The organism is Streptomyces sp. NPDC047079 (assembly GCF_040643755.1).
Taxonomy (GTDB): domain Bacteria; phylum Actinomycetota; class Actinomycetes; order Streptomycetales; family Streptomycetaceae; genus Streptomyces.
Genome location: NZ_JBEYUZ010000047.1, coordinates 1 through 25013 on the forward strand (window position 1 = coordinate 1; position 25013 = coordinate 25013).

Genomic DNA, 25013 nt, shown 5'->3' on the forward strand with positions numbered 1-25013 from the left:
CCGCTACGAGCGCAAAGCCGAGCACTTCCTCGCCTTCACCAGCATCGCCTGCATCCTCATCTGCTACCGCAGACTTGCCAAATGAGATGACTTCTTAGAGCTCGCCAGCAGACCCAAGACAGCCAACGCCGTGGACTGCATCGTCAGAGCAAACGATGCCTTCGAATCAGCCTTGGCTGTCCAATCCGCAACAGCTGCCTGAATACGCCACGCGGTCTCCGTCGGCTCAACCGCCATCAAGCCATCCCCCTAGCTGTCACCCAGGCGTCCACTCGCCGGGTCCCGGGCTGAAGCCTGGACACAGGAACCAGGCGAAAAACCCACGTGTGGCACTTTGGCCAAGAACGGGCACCCGTCGGCCGGGAGAGCCGCGAGACTCAGGTCCCCGTCTCAACTCGTCACACTTCAGCCGCCACCCGCTTCCGGCGGGGTGACGGCACGCCGGGACCCTGGGGCACGCTCCCGACTCAAGCCTTCTGGACGCCAAGACTGCAAGACGAGAACTGCAGGGCGGCAGACCCAACGAGCTCGGAAGTAGAAAGAAGGGGACCGCTGCGCCAGATGACAACGTGTCGCGTTCGTCGAACGCGCCTCAGCCCCGCACCGCACCGACCTGAGGTGCGGATCGACTTCAGCTCCCCTCCTCCGCACGCTCCTTCTCCCGCAGGTACTCTTCCACGACGTCCGGATGGCGCCGCATGGCAGCTTTCAGTTGGCTTCTCCGATACCGGGCTCGTCCTTCTTCGACTCTCTGTTCCCAGCCAACGTATGCATCGACGAGCCGCTCATTGATCAGAAATTCGATGACGTCCTCGATGCACGGCCGGAAACGCTTACCTCCGACCGGGATATGCAGTTTGTCAAGAGTGCGCTTCTGGTCATCCTTGCCGTTCAACGCCTCCAGAGCTGGCGACGTACCGTAGACCTGAACGTGCGCGCTGGTGTATCTGTCCTTTTCGCGCTCGTAGTCAAAGTGACAGAGACACGACTCCAAGCCCTGGTCAGCAAAAATGGCACAATATGACGAATGTACTGTCAGAAACGAGCCCTCATCGTCGAGACGCAGCTGAAAAGACAGACTCATCCAAGCGCGAGGGTTCTTATTGTCGACACGCAGCGGAAAGGCCTGAGGTTGGGTCGGGTTGCTGCGGGACAGGCCGTGGCCAAGGGTGAAAACAGGGCCAACTCCGGACCGAGGACGGAGCACGGCCGCAATGCGTACGTGCTGACACACAGTCCCGTTGAGTGTCTTCTGTAACTCCTGAGCAAATGCACGAGCCTGTCGCTCAAGCTCAGAGGTCAACCGTGCCGCCGATCGACACCCAGAGCGCGTGGGCCTGTGCGGACGTGAAGTAACCGCTGCGCGCCTGATCCTCAAGCTGAGCATACGTCAGGCCAATCTCATCTAACGCGCGCTGCGCCGCGGCCTGGTACTCCTCATCAGAAACCACGATCACAACGTCGTCATCATGATCTGTTTGCCACTGCTCGTTGATCGTCACACTCATCGCGTACCCCCCAAGGCTGCGTCTGGCTCTGCCAGTGTGCCCCATGACACTGACAGCATCCCGTATTCACGACCTCGCCGACAGTGACATACCCCGATTGATGGAACTGTTACCAGCCATCTCGACAACCGAAGGTGAACCACGCCTCCCTTCCCCCTTACGCGCAGCATGTGAGTCCGGTTCACAGCGCGCCCGCATCAGTTGGCGGTGGATGACTCCGGGGTACTCGGCAGATCTCGTCGCCAGTCGGTGCATCACCGTGGAGGCCTCGGCGCGAGGTGCGGGCGCCAGTCCTGCCCGTACCAGCAGCGGGTTCTGGAGCACTCGGGGCAGCTGGGCCAGGGCGTAGCTCATGGCCTCAGGAGAGGTGCGTGAAAGAGCAACCTATAACTCCCTGCTGGGACGAAGAAGGGAACCACCGTTCGCGGCCAGGCTCTGCTACAACCAGGGATCCGTGACATGGTGGATGGCCCAGCCCCGCTCGGCCAAAGTCTCGGTGTATGGTTCGGCCCGCTCCCGCAAGGCAGCCAGGGCAAGCAGACGAGTAGGGCGAGTGGCTCCGACGAAGATGAGTTGTGCCGCTCGGCGGACTGTCGCGGAAGCACGGGCGATGTCGCCGACTCCGGCCAGCAGTGCCAGCACCTCCGAGACGTCATGCTTCTTGCCGGTCCTGTCAAGGCATTCAAGGACGAGGGTTGCGGCGTGGGTTTCACCCTTGGCGCTCTGAATGGTACCGGCCACTGCGGATACGTGGCCGGAGTCGTCGATGTGGCGATGTGCGTCCGGTTCTGCTTCGGGAAGATAGGCAGTCGGATCTTGCAGAGCGGAGAGGTCGTCCCATGGTGCTTGAGTGAGTTCGGGCAGCGTCTCAAGCAGTTGCCGCGTCAGCCGTCCCCAACTTTGCTCATCGTCCAGTGGGTCGGTCAGTAGCGAGTTCAGCAACGCGCGGATGCGTCCGCCGGCTGTGCTGGGGTGGCGGTCGAGACGGGCAAGTGGGGGGAGACCTTCTGGGGCGCAAGGGCGGACGGCGCCACGCACCGTGTTCCAGAGCTGCTGGACAGCCGCATGGCTGTCACCATGCCGGCGCTGCTCCCGCGCGGTACGGACCGACGTGATGAGGAGGCCACGAGTCTCGCCGCGGCCGGGGAGCCGGAAGCCGGGGATGTAACACGCCAGGGATTGGGGAAACTTGGCGGAGCTGCCCGGGTGTCGTCGGGCGCCCAGCACCCTGGGGGGATTGTGCAGGAGCACGTGCCGGGGGACCAGAGAGCCAGCCAGGCGCTCGAAGACGGGCACCACCTGGTCGGTAGAGTCCTGGTCGAAGAGCAGCAGGGCGATGCTGCCCTCGTGTCCTGTGCCTTCGATGCGCTGTGGGCGGTGGACGGTGAGGTCGCTGGCCAGGGCGGCGATCTTGTTTCCGAATCTCCGGCTGACTGGGAGTTCGGCGGACATGGGCAGGGGGAAGGCGGAGGGGCTGGTCTGGGTGTCTCCGCGGTCGTCGAAGATGCGCTGGTTGATGTCTCCGACGCGCTGGACGACGGTGTGTCCGTCGGTGAAGATCTTGTCCAGCAGTCGTTGCTGCATGGAGCTGGTGTCCTGCATCTCGTCCAGCAGGACGAAGGGGAAGCGCGTGGCCGTGGCTTCGGCCAGGGTCGGATTTCGCAGCAGATGGCGTTCCGCGATCGCGAACATGTCGTCGTAGCGGAAGACGCCGGCTCGGGCGAGTCGGCGTTTGAGGTGGTCGAATTGTTTTCCGCTGTTGGTGTCGGCGGAGAAGGGAAGCGGCCGTGTGGTGACCACGGTCAGTTGGCTTCCTTCGCAGACGAAGCGGGCCTCGGAGATGAGTTGGTGGCCGTCTCGCTGGCGCTCCAATGTGCCCTTGAGGACTCGGTAGCGGGGGCGGTCCAGTTGCCGGAGTGCTGCTGCTGCGTAGGCGTCGTCGTCCACCGTCTGGATCTCGACGTTCATGGAGCGCAGGGCGGGCAGGGCGAGGAAGGTGTTGACGAAGGACTGGATGGTGCCGATGAAGTGCGGGTAGTGCAGCAGGTTGCGGCCGGCCGGTACCGCGTCGAGGCGGGCCGTGATCTCGTCCTTGGCCGTGTTGGTGTGGGAGATGACGCACACGCCGCGCGTCGCTGACCTCCATCCTTGGGCTAGGAGCGCCAGTTTGAGGCCCACGAGGCTGGTCTTGCCCGAGCCGGGTGCGGCCTGGAGGTCCAGGGAGATCATCTGCTGGATGAAGTCCCATTGTTCCTGGTGCGGGAGGTCGAGTCCGAGGAGCGCGGCGGCTGCCTCGATCCGGTCCTTGGCGAAGGAGGCAGGATCGTACGGAGTCGTCATGTCACGCCCCGCTGCAAAGGTGGCTGAAGGCATCGCGCAGATAGGGCGGCAGATCGTCGTCCGTCAGCGTGACGTTCTTCAGCAGGCGAGCCGCGTGCTGGGCGGCGATGGCCTTGCTCGCGTTCTTCATGCGCAGGGGCCGGTAGACGCGCAAGCCGACCTCGGGCAGCCCAATGCCTTCCGCTTCCCAGGCCTTGACCTCGCCTGTTGCTCGCCGCTCGGTCTCGTCCAGCTTGTCTGCTGCGGGCCATGACCGCTCAGAGATGCGGGCGCACTGGATCGCCTGGTGCATGACGGTGGCCAGTGGCCAGGAGGCGGCCGCCAGGTCGTACTCCAGGGTCCAGTGGTCGGATACGTAGGTCTGGACGTTGCCGCTGTCCCCGGCCTTCAAGAGCACGAGGTGGGCGGCGATCTCCGCCGGGGTCATCTCGTCCGAGCTGCGCAGTTCGCCGCGCATGTCTTTCGGGGTGTTTTTCGGGACCAGATCCCGGTCGCGGATGCGGGCGACAGCGACGGGGATCTGCTCACCGCTGCGCTGGAAGATGCGGCTGTAACGGAACAGGCCCGTGTGTCCAACATTGACCACGCTGACGCCGGCTCGGCTGAAGGATCGGCCGGTTGCCTGGGCGAGAGCCGGCAACAGCAGAGCTTCCGCGTCCCCCTCGACGATGGCGACGGCGCGTGCGAAGAACAGGTTCGCCTTGGTCACGTCGAGGAAGCGGGAGAGGAAGGGGTAGTCGCCGGCCTCCAGCTGTGTGCAGTCGGGGGCCAGGCTGAAGGCCTTGCCGCGCGCCACGAGGGTGAGGTGCTGGACCGGTACGGCGCAGGCGAAGTGGGGGCTGTGCGTGCTGAGGATGACCTGTACCCGCGGGCTGGATTCCTCGGCGCGTTCTTGCAGGAGTTCCATCACCCGGCTTTGGAGCTGGGGATGGAGATGAGCCTCGGGTTCCTCGATCAGCAGGAGCGGCGCGGTCTCGCTGTTGCCGAGCAGCAGCAACTCGGCTGCCATGAAAAGGGCGTTGTTGTATCCGAGTCCTCGCTTGGTCCATTCCTCCGCTCCGCCCACTCCCGTGGACAGTTTCAGTTCCAGCCGCTCCAGTGCGCGGGGGAGGGTGGCGTCGCCGGCGACTCCGATTTCTCCGCGCAGGACGTCGGAGCCGATCGAGAACTTCTCCAGGTAGTCGGTGTTGATGGCGTCGCGCGCCTCCGCCACGGCGGTGTTGGCGCTGATGTGGTGTTCGGCCCTGCTGAGGATGCCGACCAGCGTCGTCGCTGTGTCGTTGTCTGCGTCGAAGTCGTTTTCGGTCTGCTTGGCGATGGCGGGATAGCTGGCGAGGATGTGCGACAGCCGTGATCCGCGACCGGAGCGCAGCTCGGCCTCGGCGTCGCGCAGGGGTCTGAGATAGGTGGCCTTGAGCAGTTCCCGGGCTGCGCCGTCGAGCGCCGGCCCCTTGCCGTCGGGCCCGGTCCGTGTGGTGACCGACACTCGGTTCGACCGCAGCGGATCCATCAACTGCGCCTTGAGGGTGACGTAGAGAGCCGTCTCACCGCTCTCCTCAGTGGTGGCCAGCTCCAGGAACGTTCCCTGTTCCTGAACGGTGAGACCCCGGAACACGCATGTGATGGTGAACGTGTCCACCCGTCCGTTGCGTCCCGCGTGGAAGTCGTCCTTGGTGATGCGGTAGAAGTCAGCCGCCGTCGTGAGCAGGCACAGCCGGATCGCGTCGACGATCGCTGTCTTCCCGCTGTCGTTCTCCCCCACCAGCACGCTGATGCCCGGGCCGAAGTCGATTCGCAGCGACTTGTCGTCGTCTCCCTGCCGCTGCGGCGCCGGGCCGAAGATCCGAAAATTTTCGGCCCGCACATGTGCCAGGTACACCGAAGCTCCCCCCGGACAAGCCCGCACCTCTGCACAGCACAGGCGACAACAGCCGCCTCAAGTGCCCCACCCATTGCGGCTCGTGGCGCAAGCATACGAGAGTCACGTACACCCCGAAGAGGGAAATGTGCTCGCTGATATCCGAGTGTCAGCAGCCGACCGCAGTGATCTCCCCGGCTTCGCGCACGACCAGGCCCGGAAAGTACCGGCGCCCCAGATCGTCGTCGTACATCAGATCCCATAACAGGGAGCGGGCCACCTCGAACGGCACGGAGCCCTTGAGGTTTGAGAACGGTACCGGGTCCGCAACATTGGCGAACCGATTCCGCTCGATACGGTCATGGCTGCACCAAGGCTTTCGCCGGCGCACCGCAGCACGAAGCAGGTGAAGCCCCGCCACTGAGTCCGCTGGTCGGTCGTGAGGGAAGGGGAGTCAGCACGCCGCTCTCACCGCGACGGCAACGCATCTTCACCCTGGGTGACGCAGTAAGAGCCGACTCGGACGCGCTCTCCCCCTCCCCCGTCAAACCTCACCGGCCAGGAGAGTACGCCAGGCCTGCAACCGCCGCCCTGCCTACGCCCTCCAAGACCCAGACGCCGGCTTGCTACAGGCGAGGGCGCGCCGAGGCGACATGTCGGACAGTATTTCCCGGTCGAGCGATGGTGTCTTGCAGCCATCCTCGACTGCTCTATGGAACTGCCCGGTACCCAAAACGCCCCGTCCATCCCTTATGGATGCGACAAGACGGGCAGTACACGGCGTACATCGTCAGCTTGTCGCCCCTGTTTCCGGTTCGAATCCGACCCGGAATCGACCCGAGTGGCTTTGCCACTCCGAGAAAACGGCCTCTGACCTGCAAAAATAAGGGGCGACAGACGAGTCGGGCTGTACGCCGGGTTCTGTTCTCCAGGGCCCTCGCGGGCTCCGGAGCGACGGCCATCCATCTAGGACCGGCGTTGCCGCCGGCCTCGTGCGGTCTACCCGCGGACTCGGGCGGGCAGCCCTCAAGCGTCCGCGCAGAGCCGCCTGTGACGGCGGCTCCTTTTGACCTTGCTCCAGGTGGGGTTTACCTAGCTGCCCAGGTCACCCTGGGCACTGGTGGTCTCTTACACCACCGTTTCACCCTTACCGAGGACCGAGGTCCCCGGCGGTCTGTTTTCTGTGGCACTGTCCCGCGGGTCACCCCGGGTGGCCGTTAGCCACCACCTTGCCCTGTGGAGCCCGGACGTTCCTCGGGGAGGTCCACAAGGACCTCCACGCGGCCGTCCGCCCGGCTCGTCTGCCGTAACGACCATGATACCGGGCGCACGCCCCGGCCGGTCCGACGGTCAGCGGAACATCGCCTGTCCAAGGGATCGGGAACCGTTCCCTCGATCGTGGCGCACGGGAACGGTCTCCGTCAGGGCCGTACGGGGTGGTCACGCGCGCGTACGGGGCCGGATCTCCGACCCCGTACGCTGGCGCGGAGCCCGAGAAAAGGAGAACCCGTGCTTGTCCTGCTGCCCCCGTCCGAAGGCAAGGCTCCCTCGGGAAGCGGTGCGCCGTTGCAGCTGGAGTCGCTGTCGCTGCCCGGGCTGAGGGCCGCGCGAGAGGCCGTGCTCGGCGAGCTGGTCGAGCTGTGCTCGGCGGACGAGGACAAGGCGCGCGAGGTGCTCGGGATCGGCGAGGGCCTGCGCGGGGAGATCGCCAAGAACGCCGGGCTGCGGACGGCCGGGACGCGGCCCGCCGGGGAGATCTACACCGGTGTGCTCTACGACGCCCTGGACCTCGCCTCGCTGGACGCGGCGGCCGGGCGGCGCGCGGCCGGGTCCCTGCTCGTCTTCTCCGGGCTGTGGGGCGCGGTCCGCGTGACGGACCGGATTCCCTCGTACCGCTGCTCGATGGGCGTGAGGCTGCCCGGGCTGGGCGCCCTCGGCGCCCACTGGCGGGCGCCGATGGCCTCCTCCCTGCCGGAGGCGGCCGGCGCGGGACTGGTGCTCGACCTGCGGTCCTCCGCGTACGCGACCGCGTGGAAGCCGAAGGGCGAGGTCGCGGGGCGGACGGCGACCGTGCGGGTACTGCACTCCCGGACGGTGGACGGGGTGGAGAAGAGGTCGGTCGTCAGCCACTTCAACAAGGCCACCAAGGGGCGGATCGTCCGCAGTCTGCTGACGGCGGGGGCGGATCCGCGGGATCCCGCGGAGCTGGTGGAGGCCCTGCGGGATCTGGGATACGTGGTGGAGGCCGAGGCGCCGGGCCGGGCGGGCAAGGCGTGGTCGCTGGATGTGGTGGTGACCGAGATCCACTGATCCCTCGTGTTGCATGCTCTGCAACGTTCATTGCACGGATTGACGTCCCTCGGCAGGATGAGGCCATGACCTCATCCCTGCCCTCCTCACCCCTGCCCTCGTCTCCCTCCGCGTCCTCCGTCCTCGGCCTCGCCCCCGTGGTGCCCGTGGTCGTGGTGGCCGACGCCGCCGATGCCGTACCGCTGGCGCGGGCCCTTGTGGCGGGCGGGCTGCCCGCGATCGAGGTGACCCTGCGGACCCCGGCCGGGCTCGAGGCGATCCGGGCGATCGCCGCGGAGGTCGGGGACGCGGTGGTCGGCGCCGGCACGGTCCTCACGCCGGCGCAGGTCGGTGAGTGCGTGGCGGCGGGCGCGCGGTTCCTCGTCAGCCCGGGGTGGACGGACGCGCTGCTGACGGCGATGCAGGAGTCCGGGGTGCCGTTCCTGCCGGGCGTCTCGACGACCTCGGAGGTCGTCGCGCTCCTGGAACGGGGCGTCACGGAGATGAAGTTCTTCCCGGCGCAGGCGGCGGGCGGCACGGCGTATCTGAGGTCGCTGGCCGGACCGCTTCCCCAGGCGCGCTTCTGCCCCACGGGCGGGATCGGCCCGGTGAACGCCCCGGAGTACCTGGCGCTGCCCAACGTCGGATGCGTGGGCGGGACTTGGATGCTTCCGGAGGACGCGATCGCGGCGCGGGACTGGGCGAGGATCGAGGGGCTGGCGCGGGAGGCTGCCGCGCTGCGCGGGTAGCGCCTCGGCGGGCGCCCCCGAAGACGGGCCGCTCAGCGCAGGTGGGAGGTGTCGTTGAGGAGGCGGACGCTCGCATTGCCGTCCGCGTAGTACGCCACCGCGGTCAGGGAGGCCGCCGACAGCTCCATGCGGAACAGCGCCTGAGGGGGTGCCTCGAGGGCGAGGCGGACCAGGGTCTTGATCGGCGTGACGTGCGAGACGAGCAGGACCGTGCGGCCCCTGTACGAGTCGAGGAGCCGGTCCCGCGCGGCGGCGACCCGCCGGGCGACGGCCGCGAAGCTCTCTCCGCCGCCGGTGGGCTCGGCCTCGGGGTCGGCCAGCCAGGCCTCCATGTCGTCCGGGTACCGCTCCCGGACCTCGCCGAAGGTAAGGCCTTCCCAGGCGCCGAAATCGGTCTCGCGCAGTCCGTCATCGACGCTCACCTCGAGCCCGAGGCGGGCGGCGATGACATCGGCGGTCTCGCGGCAGCGGGCCAGGGGCGAGGAGACGACGGCCTGGACGGTACCCCGCGCGGCGAGCACTCCGGCGGCCAGTTCCGCCTGGCGCCGGCCGACGTCGGACAGCGAGGGGTCGCTCCCGCCGCTGCCGGAGAACCGCTTGAGCGGGGTGAGCGGGGTCTCGCCGTGCCGGAGCAGCACGAAGGTGGTGGGGGTGCCGAGGTCGGGCGGGGCGGAGGCGACGTTACGGGCGGCCCGCACATCGGCCGTCGCGGAAGCCCCGGTACGAGCGGCCTCACTCGCGGCGCCCGGGGCGGGACCGCCGGTACGGACGGCCTCACTCGCGGCGCCCGGTGCGGGACCGCCGGTACGAGCGGCCTCACTCGCGGCGCCCGGGGCGGGACCGCCGGTACGGACGGCCTCACTCGCGGCGCCCGGGGCGGGACCGCCGGTACGGACGGCCTCACTCGCGGCGCCCGGGGCGGTCGCGGTGGCCAGGGCCGCACGGGCCCGGGCCGCGCCCGCTGCCGCGTCGCCCGGTGGGCCGGCCGGCTCGGGGGCCGTCACTTCGCGCGTGTCCAACTCGGCGGTGGACCGGGCGGGTTCCCACCGCTCTCCCCGGCTCCCCGCGTCCATCGCCTCGTTAGCGAGCCGGTCCGCGTGCTTGTTCCGCTCGCGAGGGATCCACTCGTAGGTGACCTGTCCGGCCGGGAAGAGCGCGGCCGCCTGCATCGCCAGCGGCTTCATCGCCGGATGCTTGATCTTCCAGCGGCCGGACATCTGCTCCACGACCAGCTTGGAGTCCATGCGGACGTGCACCCGAGCGGCCGGGTCCAGCTCGTGGGCCGCGCGCAGCCCGGCCAGCAGGCCCCGGTACTCGGCGACGTTGTTGGTGGCGGTCCCGATGAACTCGGCCCGCTCCACCAGCGTTTCGCCCGTCGCCGCGTCCCGTACCACGCTTCCGTACCCGGCGGGCCCCGGGTTGCCCCGGGAACCGCCGTCCGCCTCGACGATGAACTCCCGCACGCGCAACGCCTCTTACAGGCCGGACTCGGCCGTGCGCACCAGGATGCGGCGGCAGTTCTCGCAGCGGACGACCGTGTCGGGGGCGGCCGCGCGGATCTCGTTCAGCTCGGTGATCGCCAGCTCCTGGCGGCAGCCCTGGCAGGTGCGCTGGTACAGCTTGGCCGCACCGATGCCGCCCTGCTGCTCGCGCAGCTTGTCGTAGAGCTTCAGCAGATCCGCGGGCACCGAGCCCGCGACGACCTCGCGCTCCTTGGCCACCGAGGCGGCCTCGCCGTCGATCTCCTCGAGGGCCGCATCCCGGCGCCCGGTCGCGTCGTCGATCTTCGACTGCACCGACGCGACCCGCTCGGTCAGCTCGGCGACCCGCTCCTGCGCGGACTCGCGGCGCTCCATCACCTCCAGGACGACATCCTCCAGGTCGCCCTGCCGCTTGGCGAGCGAGGCGATCTCGTGCTGGAGGTTCGCCAGGTCCTTCGGGGAGGTGACGGCACCCGAGTCGAGACGCTGCTGGTCACGGGCGGCGCGCTGGCGCACCTGCTCCACGTCCTGCTCCGCCTTGGTCTGCTCGCGGGCGGTGTCGCTCTCCTCGGTCTGCGCGGCCACCAGCAGGTCGCGCAGCTGCGTGAGGTCCCTGGTCAGCGACTCGATCCCGGCGTGCTCGGGCAGGGACCTCCGCTTGTGCGCGAGCTGCTGGAGGCGCACGTCCAGCGCCTGCACGTCGAGGAGTCGGATCTGGTCGGCGGGCGCGGCGTTCAGTTGGGGGCTCCAGGGGTTTTCGAATCGGAGGGGGCGCGCGAGGCGCTCCTTGGAAGGGCGGTGGCGGGCGCCGCGTGGGCGGTCCAGGGGTCGGTGACCGTCTTCGAGACGTGGACGCGCAGGTCCCATCCGTGCCGGTCGGAGATCTCGTCGAGCTGGGCGGCGGCCAGCTCGCACCAGGGCCATTCGGTGGCCCAGTGCGCCGCGTCGAGCAGCGCGAGAGGACGGTTGGCCCGGGCCGCCATGAACTCGGAGGCCGGGTGGTGGCGCAGGTCCGCGGTGAGGAAGGCGTCGACGCCGGCCGTGCGGACCTCGTCGAAGAGGCTGTCGCCGGAGCCGCCGCTGACCGCGATCGTACGGACGACGGCCTCGGGGTCGCCGGCCACTCGGATGCCCTGCGCGGTGGCGGGCAGCCGCTCGGCAGCGCGGGCGGCCAGCTCCCGGAGGGGCAGCGGGTGGTCGAGCTCGCAGACGCGGCCCAGGCCCCGGCGGCCCTCCGGGTCGGACGGGTCCGGCACAAGGGGGCGCACGACCCGCAGATCGAGCGCGCCGGCGAGCGCGTCGCTGACGCCCGGGTCGGCGGTGTCCGCGTTGGTGTGGGCCACGTGCAGGGCGATGTCGTTCTTGATCAGGGTGTGCACGACCCGGCCCTTGAAGGTGGAGGCCGCCACCGTCGTCGTACCGCGCAGATAGAGCGGGTGGTGGGTGACCAGCAGGTCAGCGCCCAGGTTCACCGCCTCGTCGACGATCTCTCGAACGGGGTCGACGGCGAAGAGGACGCGGGAGATCTCCTGGTCCGGGTCGCCGACGACGGTGCCGACCGCGTCCCAGGACTCGGCCCGATCGGCGGGCCACAGGGTCTCCAGCGCGGCGATGACTTCAGACAGACGGGGCACGGGGAAAAGGCTACCTGTCCCGGGTCCGTGCCTCTCCGGTCGCGGGTGATTTCCGCAGGCCGGCGTCCGGGCGGTCGCGCCGCGGCCGGAGTGGGGAGGCGGTGAGGGGCCGCGCCCGGGGGGAGCGGTAAGGGCCCGCGACCGGGGATGAGGCAGTGAAGGCCCGCAAGCGGCCAGGTGCCGTTCGTCGGTACGACGGGGGTTGTGTACGGGCGCCGCGCGCGCCCTCCCGTGCAGCACACCCGCCCCGCTTTGCTCAGGCGATTGGCCACACGAACACCCTTATGTGTGAAGCGTCCGTCCCCGCATGCCACGTCCGTGCGTACGAAACTAGCTTCGTCGCCGGAGGTGACCGAACGATGACGGCCTGTGCCTTCATGTCCGCCGCGGCGGACGGGAGCGAGTGGGCGGCCCGGCCCGGATGCGTGATCACCGCGAACGGGTCCTACGCGGCCCGACTCGCCCTTGACGGCGGGTCCTGGTACCCGGAGCGCTGGACCCTGGACGGCCCCGAGCCGTACGCCGTGCCGCTGCCCGGGAACCAGCCGGAGGAACCCGGCACCGAGGTGCAGCCGCTGGCCGACGGCCGGGTGCTGATCCACCGCCTCGTGCACGGGCGCCACCTGTTCTCGCTGCTGTATCCGACCGGGCCCGGGACGGGGGAGCTGCCGCTGGGCGCGGTGGACGGCCCGTGGGTGGGGACCGGGCTGCGACTGCTGCCGCCCGCCCCGACGGGGGACCGCGCGTTCGCGCTCGCGGTGGGCCCGCACTCCAGCGCGGTGTGGCTGGTGGCGGGCGGCGCGGCCGGGCCCACGCGCCTGGCGGAGCTGCCCGGCCACTGCTCGGGCGGGGTCTGGCTGGACCGTACGGGCCGGATGCTGGCCCTGGACCACACACCGGAGGGGGGTCCCACGAAAACGGTGGTGGTGGATCTGGCGCGCGACGGGGAGGTGTCGCCGCTGCTGCAGATCGCGGACGGGAGCAATGTCCGGCTGCTGCTCGCGGATCCGGACAGCGGGCTGCTGCTGATCCGCTCGGACGCTCCCTCGCCGGGCCGGGAGCGGCTCGGATGGGGGGTGTTGGGCAGCACGCTGCCGGTGCGCTTCCCCGACTGCCTGCGTCTGGACTGCCCGGTGACCCCGTTCGCGATCCAGCCGGGACAGGTGCTCACACCGGAGAGCTGCGCGGTGGCGCTGCGGATCGACGGGGCGGCGGGCAGCTGGGTCGGGGTGTGGCGTCCCGCGCACCGACGGGTCCAGCATCTCGCCGCGCCACAGGGGTGGTCGGCCGGTGCGGGGCTGTGGACTCGGGAGGGTGTGCTGCTGCTGCCGTTCACGACGGACGCGGTGCGGTGCGGGGTGGCGCGGCTGGAGGCTCCCGTGGCGGCGGCCGGGCCTCCGGCACGGGAGCCGGGCGAAGGGCCCGCTCCGCATCCCGCGAAGCCCGGTACACCGCACCCGCTTCAGGATTCGGCGGGGCGGGGGCCGGCGGAGCCGGAACCGGTGCGACCGATGCCGCTGCAACAGGCGCCGCTGCGAAGGGAGCCGCTGCAAAGGGAGCCGCTGCAACAGGCGCCTTCGCAGCAGCCACCCAGGTCACAGTCAGAGCCGACGCCACCCCAGCAGTCACAGCGCACACAGTCGGCCCAGCGCACACAGCAGCCCCAGCGGACTCAGCCCCAGCCGCCCCCGCCGCGACCGCGTAAGGCCCCCGCGTCCTCGGGGGTCACACTGCGCCGCACTCTCGCACAGACACGCTGCGCCGCCCCCGCCCCAGCAGCCCCCGCCGCCCCCGACACCACCGTCCTCGCTCCCCCGGACACCACCGCCCTCACGACACCGGACATCACAGACATGGCCGTCCTGGCACCCGCCGACACAACCGTCCTCACATCCCCCGACACGGCTGTCACCGCGGCCCGTTAGACTCGCCCGGCTGTACGAAGGATCATGTTTGACGGGGTGAACACTTCTCATGAGCGACACCAGCACCGCATCGCCGCTGTCGGCCGAGGCCCAGGACCTGGGACACGGCCGGCACCGTGGCCCGGTCTCCGCCGAGGAACACGAGGCAGCCCCGCACGGTCGGCACCGCAAGCCGTCCGCGCAGCCGGAGAACACCGGCACCGCGGCCTGACCGGGCACGAGACAGCGGGAAGCCGATGGTGCGCTCACGACGGTGAGCGCACCGTCACCGCGCAGGACACGGCCCCACCCGTCCCACGACGGGTGGGGCCGTTCCATGCGCGCCTCCCCGTCTTGGGGACGTTCGACGATCGCGATCATGCCGCCACGCACACCACGACCCGGTCGCCGGCCTTCACATGGCTCACGCCCTCGCCGGTTTCGAGGACCTCCCCGTGCCTCACATGTGTGCGATGACGGTGTCGGCGAGGACAGGTGCGTCGTCCCGTTCGACGGCGCTCACAGCCACCCGCACGGCGCCGCCCTGCCGCCACATGCGGATGCGCAGGGTCTCGCCGGGATACACGACTCCGGCGAAGCGGGTCGCGTAGGACCGCACCCGGGTCGTGTCGCCGCCGAGCAGTGTGTCGACGACCGCCTTGAGCGTCATGCCGTAGGTGCACAGGCCGTGCAGGATGGGGCGCTCGAACCCGGCGAGCTTCGCGAACTCGGGGTCGGCGTGGAGCGGGTTCCAGTCGCCGGAGAGGCGGTAGAGGAGGGCCTGGTCCTCGCGGACCGGTCGTTCGACCGTCTTGTCGGGCTCGCCGGCGGGAGGGTCGAGGCGGGTGGAGGGGCCCCGGTCGCCGCCCCAGCCACCCTCTCCCCGTACGAAGATCTGGGCGTCGTTGGTCCACAGCGGGCCGTCGGTGTCTGCGACCTCGGTACGCATCACGAGGACGGCCGCCGTGCCCTTGTCGTGGACGGCGGCGATGCGGCCGGTGGCGGTCGCCGTCCCGGCCGCCGGGACGGGCCGGTGGAGGGTCAGGGTCTGGCCGCCGTGCAGGACACGTGCGAGGTCGACCTCGATGCCGGGCATGGAGAGACCGCTGATCACGCCGGGGGCGCCGGCGCCTGCGACGGTGGCGAAACTCGGCAGGACGTGCAGCCTGGACTCCAGGGTGTAGCGCAGTTCGTGGCGGTCCGTCGCGGGGACGCCCGCGCCGATGCCGAGGTGGTAGAGCAGGACGTCCTTGGGGGTCCAGGAGATCTCGCCGGTACGGGGCTCGGCCGCGACGGCCTTGGCTGCGTCGATGGGCATGGGTCTCCTTGCAGGTCCAGGACCTCGGTGCGGCCGTCGGCACCGTCGGCCGCACCGAGGCCGCCACGGGGCCGCGGAACCCGCCAGTTCTAGAACGCGTTCCAGTACGGCGCACCCTGTATAGCCCACCGTCCGCCGGTTGTGAAGCTCCCGCCCCCGCTCACTGACGCTGCGTCAGATAAGCGCGCGGTGACATTTGTCCTGCCGGGGTCCGTACACGCGCATCTGCCGGGCGGACTCTCCTCCCTTGTAGCGTCGCGGTCATGACGAAGACGACCGGGACACCGCCCGCGGTGTCCTTCACGAGGGCGGTCAAGACCTACGGCGCCGTCCGAGCCCTCGACGGCATCGACCTGGAGATCGAGCCCGGTGAGACGGTGGCCCTCCTGGGCCGCAACGGCGCCGGCAAGTCGACCACGATCGCGCTGCTGCTCGGCCTGGCCGAGCCCGACGAGGGGACGGTGGAGCTGTTCGGCGTGCCTCCGGAGCGGGCGGTGCGCGCGGGCCGGGTGGGCGCCATGCTCCAGGAGGCGCGGGCCGTGCCCCGGGTCACCGTCCGCGAGCTGGTGTCGTTCGTGGCCGGGCGCTACCCCGAGCCGATGCCCATCGCCCAAGCCCTTCGGCTGGCCGGGATCACCGAGCTGGCCGGGCGGCGCGTGGACCGGCTCTCCGGGGGACAGACGCAGCGCGTGCGGTTCGCGGTCGCCCTCGCCGGGAATCCGTCGCTGCTCGTGCTGGACGAGCCGACGGCGGCCCTGGACGTGGAGGCCAGGCACGGCTTCTGGAAGGAGATGCGGGCGTACGCCCGGCACGGTCACACCGTGCTGTTCTCCACGCATTACCTGGAGGAGGCGGACGCCTACGCCGACCGGATCCTCGTCATCGACCACGGCCGGATCGTCGCGAACGGCACGGGTGAGGAGCTGCGGCGGTCCGCGGGCGGCAACCTGGTCTCGATCGACCTGGCGGGCCGTGACACCGAGGGCCTGCGCCTGCTGCCCGGTGTCCGGTCGGTGGAGGTGCGCGGGCACCGGGCGCTCCTGCGCACCCAGGACTCCGACGCGACGGTGATGGCCCTCGCCCGGCTGGGCGCGATACGTGGCCTGGAAGTCGCCCAGGCGTCGCTGGACGACGCGTTCCTGGCCCTGACGGCACGCGAGTGGGAGACGGTGTGATGCGGGACTACCTGTGGCTCGAGGTGCGCCGGACCCTTCGCGACGTCGGCTTCGTCATCGGAGGGATCGCGCTGCCGGTGATGATGTACCTGCTGTTCACGAACATCGGTGGCAACGACGACGGCGGTTGGAAGACGGCGTCCATGGTCGGCATGGCGGCCTATGGCGCGGTCGGCTCGGCCCTCAACACCGGCGGCGGGGTCGCCGAGGACCGGGCGATCGGCTGGCTGCGGCAGCTGAGGGTGACCCCGATGACTCCGCGCCAGGTGGTCGCCGGCCGGGCGCTGACCGGTTCGGTGACGGTGCTGCCCTCGATCGTGGCGGTGCTCGTGGCGGGCGGTCTGGTCAACGGCGTACGGCTGGACGCCTGGCAGTGGGCGGCGATCGCCCTGCTGCTGTGGCTCGGCTCGGTCCCCTTCACCCTGCTGGGGCTCGGCAACGGCTACCGCCTGACCGCACAGACCACCGGTGTGGCGAACCTGGTGTGCAATCTGGGACTGGCGGTGCTCGGCGGCCTGTGGTTCCCGGTCGAGCTGTTTCCCGGCTGGCTGCGGGAGCTGTCCGCGTACACCCCGACCCACCGCTTCGCGCAGCTCGGCACGGCGGTCGCCGACGGGCACGCCCCGGCGCTCGCCGCGGTCCTCGTGCTCGCGGCCTGGCTGGTGGCGTTCGGTGCGTACGCCGTGCTGTCGTACCGCCGTAGCGCGGCGACCATCTGAGCGGGGGGAGAGACATGTCCTGTCGGCGCTGGTTCTCCCGGCACTCGAGCGCGTCGCGGCAGCTCGCTCGCGGTATGCACAAGGAGGACATGCGGCGGTTCCGGGCCGGGCGGAGGGCAACCCGGAAGGCCGGAAGTCCGCTGGGGCACCCGGGTCCGCCGCCCACCGGCTTCAGCCTGCTGCCGTGGCTGCTGATGGGCTTGGGCGCCTTCTCGAACATCTTCCAGGGCAAGACCACGAACCCCTGGATCGGCGGTCTCGGCCTGCTCACCTTCAACTCGCTGTACATCTACGTGACCTTCCGCGCCTTCGACAAGGACCGGCGCGAGGCGCGGTCCACACGGGTGGCGCTGCTCCTGCTGGGGGCGGTGACCTGCACCCTGGCCGTCGGATACGGCGGCACCTGGCTGCTGTTCTACCCGCTGCTCGGCCTGGCGACGGGCGCGATCGTGCGGGGCCCCCGGCTCGGCAGGACCGCGCTCGGGCTCACCGCACTGGCCGGTGCCGTCTCCGTCCTGCGCGACGGCTGGAACGGGATCAACATCGCATACGGCACCTTCCTGTCGACGATGGTGACGGCCGCGATCCTCTCCCTCTCCGAGGCGGTACGGGAACTGCGCGCCGCCCGCGAGGAACTGGCCCGGCGCGCGGTGGAGGAGGAGCGCCTGCGCTTCTCCCGCGATCTACACGACCTGCTGGGTCACACCCTCTCGGTGATCGTCGTGAAGTCGGAGGCGGCCCGCCGCCTGGCCCCCAGGGACCTGGAGGCGGCGTTGACGCAGGTGACGGACATCGAGTCCGTCGGCCGCCAGGCGCTCACCGAGATCCGTGAGGCGGTGACGGGCTACCGCGAGGGCAGCCTCGCCACGGAACTGGACGGCGCCCGCTCGGCCCTGACGGCCGCCGGCATCGAACCCCGGATACGCCGCTCGGGTCCCGTCCTCACGCCCCAGGCCGAGGCGCTGCTCGGCTGGGTGGTGCGCGAGGCGGTCACCAACGCCGTGCGCCACAGCGGTGCCGCCCACTGCGAGATCACCGTCGAGGGCACTCCCGAACGGGTCCGGCTGACGGTCGCCGACGACGGGGACGGGGCGTCCTCGCGGCCCGCCCCGGAGGGCGTCGGCGGCACCGGTCTGAAGGGCCTGACCGAACGCCTCGCGGCGGCGGGCGGCTCCTTGCGGGCCGGCCCGTCACCGCGCGGCGGCTTCGCGGTCACCGCCGAACTGCCCGTGCCGGGCGAGCGGTTCACCGAGCGGGCGGGGGATTCGCTGTCCACGGCGCCCAGGGGGGCATGACCGCCCGGCTCACGCCGTCCGTCCGGGAGGCGGGGCGCCGGCGGGCGCCGACGGGGAGTCCCACCAGGCAGCTTCCTCCCTACGATGGGGCGGTGACCGAGATACCGCGGGACCGCCGGGCCGCCCCGTCCATCCGCGTCCTGCTCGCCGAGGACCAGGGCATGATGCGCGGCGCTCTCGCCCTGCTGCTCGGCATGGAGGAGGACATCGAGGTCGTCGCGCAGATCGCTACGGGCGACGCCATCGTGGACGCGGTACTGGCCCACCGCCCCGACGTGGCCCTGCTGGACATCGAGCTGCCGGGCATGAGCGGCCTGGACGCGGCGGCCGCCCTGCGCGAGCGGGCCCCGAACTGCCGGGTGCTGATCCTCACCACCTTCGGCCGGCCCGGCTATCTGCGCCGCGCCATGGAGGCGGGCGCCTCGGGGTTCCTGGTGAAGGACGGGCCGGTGGAGCAACTGGCCGCCGCGATCCGGCGGGTCCTCGGCGGTGAGACGGTCGTCGACGCGGCGCTCGCCGCGGCGGCGCTGAGCGCCGGACCCAACCCGCTGACCGTGCGGGAGCGCGATGTCCTGAAGGCGTCCGTGGACGGGGCGACGGTCGCCGACATCGCCGCGAGCCTCCACCTCTCGGAGTCCACCGTGCGCAACTACCTCTCCTCCGCCATCGGCAAGACGGGCACCCGCAACCGCATGGAGGCGATGCGGGAGGCCCGGCAGCAGGGGTGGCTGTAGGGCGTGTTGCGAAAGTCCCGCCTGCCCCGCGACGGCCCGGCGGGCATGACGGCCGGTCAGTTACCCATGGGATGGTCAAGGATTCGTTAGGCCGCCGAAGCAACGGAATAGTTGCCCGTGCATACAGGTTCTACCGGGCGCTCGCCCCGCAGGGATTCCGCCGGATTCCCCGCGCGATCCGTCCGCACCTGTTCACTCCCGGCCTGGAGGCCTCACGTAATGACGCACACGACGCCCGACCAGCCCGCTCGGAGGCCGTCCGGCGCGATCGTGCCGGTGCTCGCCTTCGCGGGCATCGTCGTCGCGGTGATGCAGACGCTGCTGGTCCCTGTCATCAAGGATCTGCCCCAGTTGCTGAGCACCGCTCCCAGCAACGCGACCTGGGTGCTGACCTCCACCCTCCTCTCGGGCGCCGTGGCCACCCCGATCATGGGCCGCCTCGGCGACCTCTACGGCAAGCGGCGGATGCTGCTCGCCAGCCTGGCCGTGATGGTGATCGGCGCACTGGTCAGCGCGTTCACCGACGCCCTGCTGCCGATGATCGTCGGCCGTACGCTCCAGGGCTTCGCCATGGGTGCGATCCCGCTCGGCATCGGCCTCATGCGGGACATGCTGCCCCGCGAGCGGCTGGGCTCCGCGATGGCCCTGATGAGCTCCTCCATCGGCGTCGGCGGCGGACTCGCGCTGCCCGCCGCGGCCCTGGTCGCCCAGCACGCCGACTGGCACACCCTGTTCTACGGCGCCGCCGGACTCGGCGTCGTCTCGATCGTCCTCACCCTTCTCGTCGTGCCGGAGTCCCCCGCGCGCGCCGAAGGCTCCTTCGACCTGCCCGGTGCGCTCGGCCTGTCCGCCGGTCTGGTGCTGCTCCTGCTGCCGATCACCAAGGGCAGCGACTGGGGCTGGGCGTCCGGCACCACGCTGGGCCTGTTCGGCGCGTCCGTCGCGGTCCTCCTCCTGTGGGGCCTGCTGGAGCTGCGTGTGGCCGCGCCCCTGGTCGACCTGCGCACCACCGCACGCCGCGAGGTGCTGCTCACCAACCTCGCCTCGATCATGGTCGGCGTCTCGTTCTACGTCGTCTCGCTCGTGCTGCCGCAGCTGCTCCAGCTGCCCGCCGCGACCGGCTACGGTCTCGGCCAGTCGATGGTCGTCGCGGGCCTGTGCGTGGCCCCGCTGGGCCTGACGATGATGTTCACCGCGCCCGTCTACGCCCGCCTCTCCGCCCGTTACGGCCCCAAGGTCACCCTGATCGTCGGACTGCTCGTCATCGCGATCGGCTACGGCGGCGGTCTCGGCCTGATGGACGCCGCCTGGCAGACCGTGGTGACCTCGGTGATCCTCGGTGCGGGCATCGGCCTCGCCTACTCCTCGCTGCCCGCGCTGATCGTCGGCGCGGTCCCGGCCTCGGAGACGGGCGCGGCCAACGGTCTCAACACCCTGATGCGTTCCATCGGCACGTCGGTCTCCAGCGCCGTCATCGGCATGGTGCTCGCCAACACCGCCCACCATGTGAACGGCATCGCGATCCCGACCATGCACGGCTTCCGTGTCTCGTTCCTGATCGCGACCGCCGCGGTGGCGCTCGGCCTGCTGCTCGCCGTCTTCCTCCCCCGGCAGCGCCCCTCGGCCGTGCCCCAGCTGCGCGCCAGCAGCGAGGAGGACGCCAACCTGGAGCGGGCCGAGGAGATGCTGCGGGGCTTCCGCGGCCGGGTCCTGGACGCCGGGGGCGCCCCGGTCGCCCGCGCCAAGGTCACGCTGATCGACCGCCGGGGCCGCCAGGCGGGCGCCACGCTCTCCGCGGAGGACGGCAGCTACGTGCTGGCCGTACCGGCGCAGGGCCCCTATGTCGTGGCCGCCAGGGCCCTGGGCCACGCCCCGCTCGCCTCGTCGGCCACCCACACCGGCGACGACCGCCCGGTGGACCTGGATCTCTCCCTGCCGGGCGAGACCGTCTCCGCCTGACCCGCTTCACCCCTCCCGCACCCCCCGTCGCCCGCGCGGCGGGGGGTGCGGCAGCATGGGGCGCCTACGGGTCCGTACGACGCCTCGCGCGGTCGCACCGGGCCTGCCCGCACATACGACCGAAAGGACCCCCATGCCCGCGGCGCCCAAGCCCGAGATCCTGGCCGCCTTCGAGGCCGCGAAGGGGTTCATGCCGCTGCGAGAGGGGCTCGCGCTGTACGAGGCCGCCCTGGAGGCCGGGAGGCTGGGGCTGCCCCTGCTGGAGGTCGGCACCTACTGCGGGCGCTCCACGATCCTGCTCGCCGACGCGGCCCGCGCCGCCGGGGTCACCGCACTCACGGTCGACCACCACCGCGGCAGCGAGGAGCAGCAGCCGGGATGGGACTACCACGACCCTGAGACGGTCGATGCCGAAATCGGCCTGATGGACACCCTGCCCGCCTTCCGGCGCACCCTGCACAGGGCGGGCCTGGAGGACCACGTGGTCGCGCTGGTCGGCCGTTCACCGCAGGTGGCCGCGCTCTGGAACAGCCCCCTCGGCCTCGTCTTCATCGACGGCGGCCACACCGACGAGCACGCGAACGCCGACTACGAGGGCTGGGCGCCTCAGGTGGCCGAGGGCGGCCTGCTCGTCATCCACGACGTCTTTCCGGAGCCGGAGGACGAGTTCACCGGCCAGGCCCCTTACCGCGTCTACCTCCGGGCCCTGCGGTCCGGCGCCTTCGCGGAGGTGTCGGCGACCGACTCGCTGCGTGTCCTGAGGCGAACGCGGGCGGCGGGCGCGGCGCGCCGTTAGGGTCGCAGTCATGTCGTACGTCGGACCGGACTTCGATGCCCCCGAGCCCCGCCGCCCGCGGCGCGGGCCGCTGACGGTCGCGGTTGCCGCGCTGGTGCCCGCCGCCCTGCTCGGCTGGCTGGTCTACGAGGCGGTGGCCGACACCGGCGGCGGACCGGCCGGTGCGGCGCCCAGGAAGGCACCGCCCGTGACCGCGCCCTCGTCGGACGACGGGAAACTCCCCCCGTCCTCCCCCGGATCGGCCCCTTCCGGCTCGCTCAAGGGCAAGGTGGTCCTGGTCGACCCGGGTCACAACCCCGGCAACTTCCGGCACACCACCGAGATCAATCGCAAGGTGGACATCGGTACCAACCGCAAGGAGTGCGACACCACCGGAACGTCCACCAACTCCGGTTACACCGAGGCCCAGTTCACGCTGGACGTGGCACGCAGGCTGCGCACGATCCTCGAACGGCAGGGCGCGACCGTGAAGTTCACCCAGGACGGCGACCGCCCGTGGGGGCCGTGCGTGGACGAGCGGGCACGCATCGGCAACACCGCGCACGCGGACGCGGCGGTCTCCGTCCACGCGGACGGCGCGGCGCAGGGCGACCGCGGCTTCCACGTCATCCTCCCGGCATCGGTGCACCAGGGCTCCGCGGACACCCGCCCCATCGTGGGCCCCTCGCGCGACCTGGGTGGGCGCATCGTGGACGGCTTCGCCCGCGTCACCGGGAGCAAGCACTCGAACTATGTGGGCAACGGCACCGGTCTCGACGTACGCAGTGACCTCGGCGGCCTCAACCTGTCCACGGTTCCGAAGGTGTTCATCGAGTGCGGCAACATGCGCGATGGCAAGGACGCGGCCTTGCTGACGAGTGGCGCGTGGCGGCAGAAGGCGGCGCAGGGGATCTCTGAGGGAATCGTGAGTTTCCTGCGCGGGTAGCGATCACCCGTCCGGACCCGGCGGACACCCAGGCCGGGCGGACGATAGTGTCGTCTCTACGATGAGGGGCCGCCCCCGCGCTTCACACCGCGGCCCGAGGGCGACATGGTGACAGCGACGCCTCCACCGACGACGAGACGACAGACGAAGGACCCGAAGTGAATATCCGCTCCCTCACTAGAGGCGACGGCGTGGTGATCGGAGCAGCGGTATTGCTGTTCATCGCGTCGTTCCTCGACCTCACCGGCTGTGGCAGCGCCGGCGCCCTCTGCGCGCAGCTCAACCTTCCCAACGCCTGGGACGACCTCGGGCTCGGGCTTGGCACGTACATGGCCGGCGTGATCGGAGGTGCGCTCGTCGTGCTCACCCGTCTGCTCCCCGCGCCACGCAAGGTGGCGGGCTTGGAGCCGGGAGCCTTCGGGGCCGCGCTGGCCGTCGCCGCCGCGTGGGTGCTGCTGTGGACGCTGATCGACGCCAACGAGGCGGGCGCCGGTCTCGTCCTCGGTTTCATCGCCGCCCTCGTCCTGGCCGCCGCCGCCATCGCCACCCCGCTCGTCCCGGCCCTCCAGGCCTCCCTCGTCCCCGCTCCCAAGCCCGCCGCCCCCCAGCCCTACGGCGCACAGCCGCAGACGGGCTACGGCTACCCGGGCGCCCAGCAGCCCTACGGCGGCCAGCCCCAGCAGGGGCAGGCGTTCGGCGGTCAGCCGCAGCCGGCGCCCGCCGCGGAGTTCTCGCCGTTCTGGTTCGCCGTGCCGGTGCCGCGTCCGCTGTACGCGGAGGACGGCTCGCCCACGCCGATCGCCGAACTGGCGCCCGGCACCTGGTACCTGGCCGTCGAGCAGCGCGGCCCCGGCCTGGTCGCCCAGACGCAGGACGGCCGCCGCGGTGTGCTCCAGGACACGAGCGGCATCCAGCGCGGCTGAGTCGCTTCCGCACGGCCCCTCGCCCCCTTCCGGGCGGGGGGCCGTCGTCGTACGGTCTCACCTCCGGCAGTGAACTGACGAACCGTCAGCCATGTGAGGGTTGTGACACAGGGGCCCGGTTACGGACCTGCTGGCCCTGTCCCCCGACCCGCACACGCTGCGAGTGCTGGCCGAGCAGAACACCCAGGGCTGTCCTAGGGTCGGCCCCGTGCCAGCTGAGGGCCCGACGGGACCAGGGTCCGGACCGGGACGCCGGCGCTCTTCCCCGCGGCCTTCACCCTGCGGATGACGGTGTCGAAGGAGCCGACGGCCGACTGGTCGCCCTTGCGCAGCCTGCCCTGCAGGCCCTTGAGGGAGTCGATGGACGCAAGGAGCGGGACGAGGGCCCGGGACAGCGCCGGGTCTCCCCGGGCGTTGCGCCGGGCGGCCGTCAGCCGGCTGTACGCGAAGGTGCCCCCGAGGCTCGCCTTCAGAAGCGCGGCCTCGCGTCCTCTCGCGCCCTTCGAGAACGCACCCCCCTTCGACGGCTTCACGATCCACTGCTGGACCGCCCCGGCCGCGAGACCGGCGTTCACCGCGAATCGGTCCCTGGCGAGCCTCTGCCGCTGCGCAGGGGTGGTCGGGGAGGGCGACGGGACCGTGATGTAGCTGGCCACCTTCCGCGTGGCGCCGACGGTCCGGCAGGAGGGGGCCCCGGCGAGCAGGATGCTGCTCAGGGCGAGCGCCAGGGCAAGGGCTCGTATCGATACCGGCACGGGGGCCTCCGGGGCGGAAAGGCGACTGCTCCACCGGAAGCGTCACCCACTCCGCCGGGCCGCGCCGCCCCGAAGCGGCCGAGCGGGTGAATCCCTTGTCCCGCAAGGGATTCACGGGTTCCGCGGGGGTTTCAAGGAAGGGCGGCGGGCAATCCGGAGGGCATGTCCCCTCGATATCGCAACGGCACGAATCAAGCCGGCACGGTCATAGCGGTCGTCGCCGATGTCATGGCCCTCATCCTGGGCCTGTGGATCCTGATGTACCTGCTGAACGCCAACCCGGGCAACAACTTGGTGCAGTTCGTCCACGACGCCGCCGCATGGCTCGCGGGCTGGTCGCGTGACCTGTTCACGTTCGACGAGGCCTGGGCGCGAGTGGTCGCCGGGTACGGTCTGGCCGCCGTGGTCTACCTGTTCATCGGCCACGCGATCGCCAACCGCATCCAGCGCCACTGAGCCATGCCACGGGCACGCCACGGAGCCATGCCTTCAGCACGCCGCTGAGGCGCGCCACAGCCGGCGGCGGGCTAGTGCTGCGACCTTTCCGGTCACAGCACTAGTAGGACTCCGTTACGTCTGCCTCTCGGTCCTGTTTGGGGGCATGTTGAAGGTATGGACGCACATGAAGTGAACCGTGCTCGGGCGAAGTTA

At 70.7% G+C, this 25013-nt stretch carries 22 protein-coding genes, 1 other RNA gene and 2 pseudogenes; 13 read left to right on the plus strand and 12 right to left on the minus strand.

Features of this window, described 5'->3' with window-relative positions:
- Positions 1-631 precede the first annotated feature (631 nt).
- The 7 genes and pseudogenes from ABZ823_RS29880 to rnpB all read right to left on the minus strand — a co-directional run bounded on the left by ABZ823_RS29880 (position 632) and on the right by rnpB (position 7006).
- On the minus strand, positions 632-1084 hold the full coding sequence (locus ABZ823_RS29880; protein ID WP_361665966.1) for a hypothetical protein: 453 nt from the start codon (positions 1082-1084) through the stop codon (positions 632-634).
- Between the two features lie 208 nt (positions 1085-1292).
- The gene (locus ABZ823_RS29885; protein ID WP_361665967.1) at positions 1293-1502 is read right to left on the minus strand and encodes a hypothetical protein; all 210 of its coding nucleotides are present in this window, start codon (positions 1500-1502) and stop codon (positions 1293-1295) included.
- 249 nt (positions 1503-1751) lie between these two features.
- Positions 1752-1877 (minus strand): annotated as a pseudogene (locus ABZ823_RS29890) (LysR family transcriptional regulator); the annotation flags it as partial.
- Between the two features lie 69 nt (positions 1878-1946).
- Entirely contained in the window at positions 1947-3848 is a 1902-nt protein-coding gene (locus ABZ823_RS29895; RefSeq protein WP_361665968.1) for a UvrD-helicase domain-containing protein, read from the minus strand.
- Between the two features lies 1 nt (position 3849).
- Complete coding sequence (locus tag ABZ823_RS29900; RefSeq protein ID WP_361665969.1) at positions 3850-5727, minus strand: AAA family ATPase; 1878 nt, start codon at positions 5725-5727, stop codon at positions 3850-3852.
- Positions 5728-5875: 148 nt separating this feature from the next.
- Positions 5876-6097: a hypothetical protein gene (locus tag ABZ823_RS29905; protein WP_361665970.1), complete on the minus strand. Its 222-nt coding sequence runs from the start codon at positions 6095-6097 to the stop codon at positions 5876-5878.
- A 503-nt stretch (positions 6098-6600) separates the two neighbouring features.
- An RNA gene (gene rnpB, locus ABZ823_RS29910) (RNase P RNA component class A) lies at positions 6601-7006 on the minus strand.
- Positions 7007-7215: 209 nt separating this feature from the next.
- On the opposite strand from rnpB, the gene yaaA reads away from it, so the two are divergent.
- Positions 7216-8016 (plus strand): peroxide stress protein YaaA, encoded by an 801-nt coding sequence (yaaA, locus tag ABZ823_RS29915; RefSeq protein ID WP_361665971.1) that lies wholly within the window; start codon positions 7216-7218, stop codon positions 8014-8016.
- A gap of 65 nt (positions 8017-8081) precedes the next feature.
- Positions 8082-8744 carry a bifunctional 4-hydroxy-2-oxoglutarate aldolase/2-dehydro-3-deoxy-phosphogluconate aldolase gene (gene eda, locus ABZ823_RS29920; RefSeq protein ID WP_361665972.1) on the plus strand — a complete coding sequence of 221 codons (663 nt, stop codon included), beginning with the start codon at positions 8082-8084 and terminating at the stop codon, positions 8742-8744.
- Positions 8745-8776: 32 nt separating this feature from the next.
- Here the strand turns inward: eda and ABZ823_RS29925 are convergent, their stop codons facing one another.
- The 3 genes from ABZ823_RS29925 to ABZ823_RS29935 are packed head-to-tail and all read right to left on the minus strand — an operon-like array spanning position 8777 to position 11859.
- Complete coding sequence (locus ABZ823_RS29925) at positions 8777-10207, minus strand: bifunctional RNase H/acid phosphatase (protein WP_361665973.1); 1431 nt, start codon at positions 10205-10207, stop codon at positions 8777-8779.
- A 12-nt stretch (positions 10208-10219) separates the two neighbouring features.
- Positions 10220-10963: a C4-type zinc ribbon domain-containing protein gene (locus ABZ823_RS29930; protein WP_361665986.1), complete on the minus strand. Its 744-nt coding sequence runs from the start codon at positions 10961-10963 to the stop codon at positions 10220-10222.
- Positions 10960-11859 (minus strand): Nif3-like dinuclear metal center hexameric protein, encoded by a 900-nt coding sequence (locus ABZ823_RS29935; protein ID WP_361665974.1) that lies wholly within the window; start codon positions 11857-11859, stop codon positions 10960-10962. The genes ABZ823_RS29930 and ABZ823_RS29935 overlap by 4 nt, the downstream gene beginning before the upstream one ends.
- 359 nt (positions 11860-12218) lie before the next feature.
- Between ABZ823_RS29935 and ABZ823_RS29940 the strand changes: the two are divergent.
- Both ABZ823_RS29940 and ABZ823_RS29945 read left to right on the plus strand, forming a co-directional pair.
- Positions 12219-13244: pseudogene (locus ABZ823_RS29940) on the plus strand (hypothetical protein); the annotation flags it as partial.
- A 589-nt stretch (positions 13245-13833) separates the two neighbouring features.
- Positions 13834-13995, plus strand: coding sequence for a hypothetical protein (locus ABZ823_RS29945; protein ID WP_361665975.1), 162 nt, complete (start codon positions 13834-13836; stop codon positions 13993-13995).
- 228 nt (positions 13996-14223) lie between these two features.
- Here the strand turns inward: ABZ823_RS29945 and ABZ823_RS29950 are convergent, their stop codons facing one another.
- Positions 14224-15081 (minus strand): MaoC/PaaZ C-terminal domain-containing protein, encoded by an 858-nt coding sequence (locus ABZ823_RS29950; protein WP_361665976.1) that lies wholly within the window; start codon positions 15079-15081, stop codon positions 14224-14226.
- A 263-nt stretch (positions 15082-15344) separates the two neighbouring features.
- On the opposite strand from ABZ823_RS29950, the gene ABZ823_RS29955 reads away from it, so the two are divergent.
- The 8 genes from ABZ823_RS29955 to ABZ823_RS29990 all read left to right on the plus strand — a co-directional run bounded on the left by ABZ823_RS29955 (position 15345) and on the right by ABZ823_RS29990 (position 23607).
- Positions 15345-16256, plus strand: coding sequence for an ABC transporter ATP-binding protein (locus tag ABZ823_RS29955; RefSeq protein ID WP_361665977.1), 912 nt, complete (start codon positions 15345-15347; stop codon positions 16254-16256).
- Positions 16256-16975 (plus strand): ABC transporter permease, encoded by a 720-nt coding sequence (locus ABZ823_RS29960; protein WP_361665978.1) that lies wholly within the window; start codon positions 16256-16258, stop codon positions 16973-16975. Before ABZ823_RS29955 ends, ABZ823_RS29960 begins: the two co-directional genes overlap by 1 nt.
- A gap of 89 nt (positions 16976-17064) precedes the next feature.
- Positions 17065-18270, plus strand: coding sequence for a sensor histidine kinase (locus ABZ823_RS29965; protein WP_361665987.1), 1206 nt, complete (start codon positions 17065-17067; stop codon positions 18268-18270).
- Positions 18271-18362: 92 nt separating this feature from the next.
- A complete protein-coding gene (locus tag ABZ823_RS29970) occupies positions 18363-19004 on the plus strand; it encodes a response regulator transcription factor (RefSeq protein ID WP_361665979.1) in 642 nt (213 codons plus the stop codon).
- Positions 19005-19223: 219 nt separating this feature from the next.
- Positions 19224-20963, plus strand: coding sequence for an MFS transporter (locus ABZ823_RS29975; RefSeq protein WP_361665980.1), 1740 nt, complete (start codon positions 19224-19226; stop codon positions 20961-20963).
- A gap of 133 nt (positions 20964-21096) precedes the next feature.
- On the plus strand, positions 21097-21759 hold the full coding sequence (locus tag ABZ823_RS29980) for a class I SAM-dependent methyltransferase (protein WP_361665981.1): 663 nt from the start codon (positions 21097-21099) through the stop codon (positions 21757-21759).
- A 10-nt stretch (positions 21760-21769) separates the two neighbouring features.
- A complete protein-coding gene (locus ABZ823_RS29985; protein WP_361665982.1) occupies positions 21770-22684 on the plus strand; it encodes an N-acetylmuramoyl-L-alanine amidase in 915 nt (304 codons plus the stop codon).
- Positions 22685-22842: 158 nt separating this feature from the next.
- A complete protein-coding gene (locus ABZ823_RS29990) occupies positions 22843-23607 on the plus strand; it encodes a DUF5336 domain-containing protein (protein WP_361665983.1) in 765 nt (254 codons plus the stop codon).
- Positions 23608-23801: 194 nt separating this feature from the next.
- Here ABZ823_RS29990 and ABZ823_RS29995 read toward each other — a convergent pair whose 3' ends face one another.
- On the minus strand, positions 23802-24362 hold the full coding sequence (locus ABZ823_RS29995; protein WP_361665984.1) for a hypothetical protein: 561 nt from the start codon (positions 24360-24362) through the stop codon (positions 23802-23804).
- Between the two features lie 162 nt (positions 24363-24524).
- Between ABZ823_RS29995 and ABZ823_RS30000 the strand changes: the two genes are divergently transcribed.
- Positions 24525-24818, plus strand: coding sequence for a hypothetical protein (locus ABZ823_RS30000; RefSeq protein WP_361665985.1), 294 nt, complete (start codon positions 24525-24527; stop codon positions 24816-24818).
- Positions 24819-25013: the final 195 nt, after the last annotated feature.

What these genes read in the sequence shown, in the direction of transcription:
- ABZ823_RS29880 (WP_361665966.1), bottom strand. Translation starts at nt 1,084, where the DNA reads ATGAGTCTGTCTTTTCAGCTGCGTCTCGACGATGAGGGCTCGTTTCTG.
- ABZ823_RS29895 (WP_361665968.1), bottom strand. Translation starts at nt 3,848, where the DNA reads ATGACGACTCCGTACGATCCTGCCTCCTTCGCCAAGGACCGGATCGAG.
- eda (WP_361665972.1), top strand. Translation starts at nt 8,082, where the DNA reads ATGACCTCATCCCTGCCCTCCTCACCCCTGCCCTCGTCTCCCTCCGCG.
- ABZ823_RS29945 (WP_361665975.1), top strand. Translation starts at nt 13,834, where the DNA reads ATGAGCGACACCAGCACCGCATCGCCGCTGTCGGCCGAGGCCCAGGAC.
- ABZ823_RS29950 (WP_361665976.1), bottom strand. Translation starts at nt 15,081, where the DNA reads ATGCCCATCGACGCAGCCAAGGCCGTCGCGGCCGAGCCCCGTACCGGC.
- ABZ823_RS29955 (WP_361665977.1), top strand. Translation starts at nt 15,345, where the DNA reads ATGACGAAGACGACCGGGACACCGCCCGCGGTGTCCTTCACGAGGGCG.
- ABZ823_RS29960 (WP_361665978.1), top strand. Translation starts at nt 16,256, where the DNA reads ATGCGGGACTACCTGTGGCTCGAGGTGCGCCGGACCCTTCGCGACGTC.
- ABZ823_RS29965 (WP_361665987.1), top strand. Translation starts at nt 17,065, where the DNA reads ATGCGGCGGTTCCGGGCCGGGCGGAGGGCAACCCGGAAGGCCGGAAGT.
- ABZ823_RS29975 (WP_361665980.1), top strand. Translation starts at nt 19,224, where the DNA reads ATGACGCACACGACGCCCGACCAGCCCGCTCGGAGGCCGTCCGGCGCG.
- ABZ823_RS29980 (WP_361665981.1), top strand. Translation starts at nt 21,097, where the DNA reads ATGCCCGCGGCGCCCAAGCCCGAGATCCTGGCCGCCTTCGAGGCCGCG.
- ABZ823_RS29985 (WP_361665982.1), top strand. Translation starts at nt 21,770, where the DNA reads ATGTCGTACGTCGGACCGGACTTCGATGCCCCCGAGCCCCGCCGCCCG.
- ABZ823_RS30000 (WP_361665985.1), top strand. Translation starts at nt 24,525, where the DNA reads ATGTCCCCTCGATATCGCAACGGCACGAATCAAGCCGGCACGGTCATA.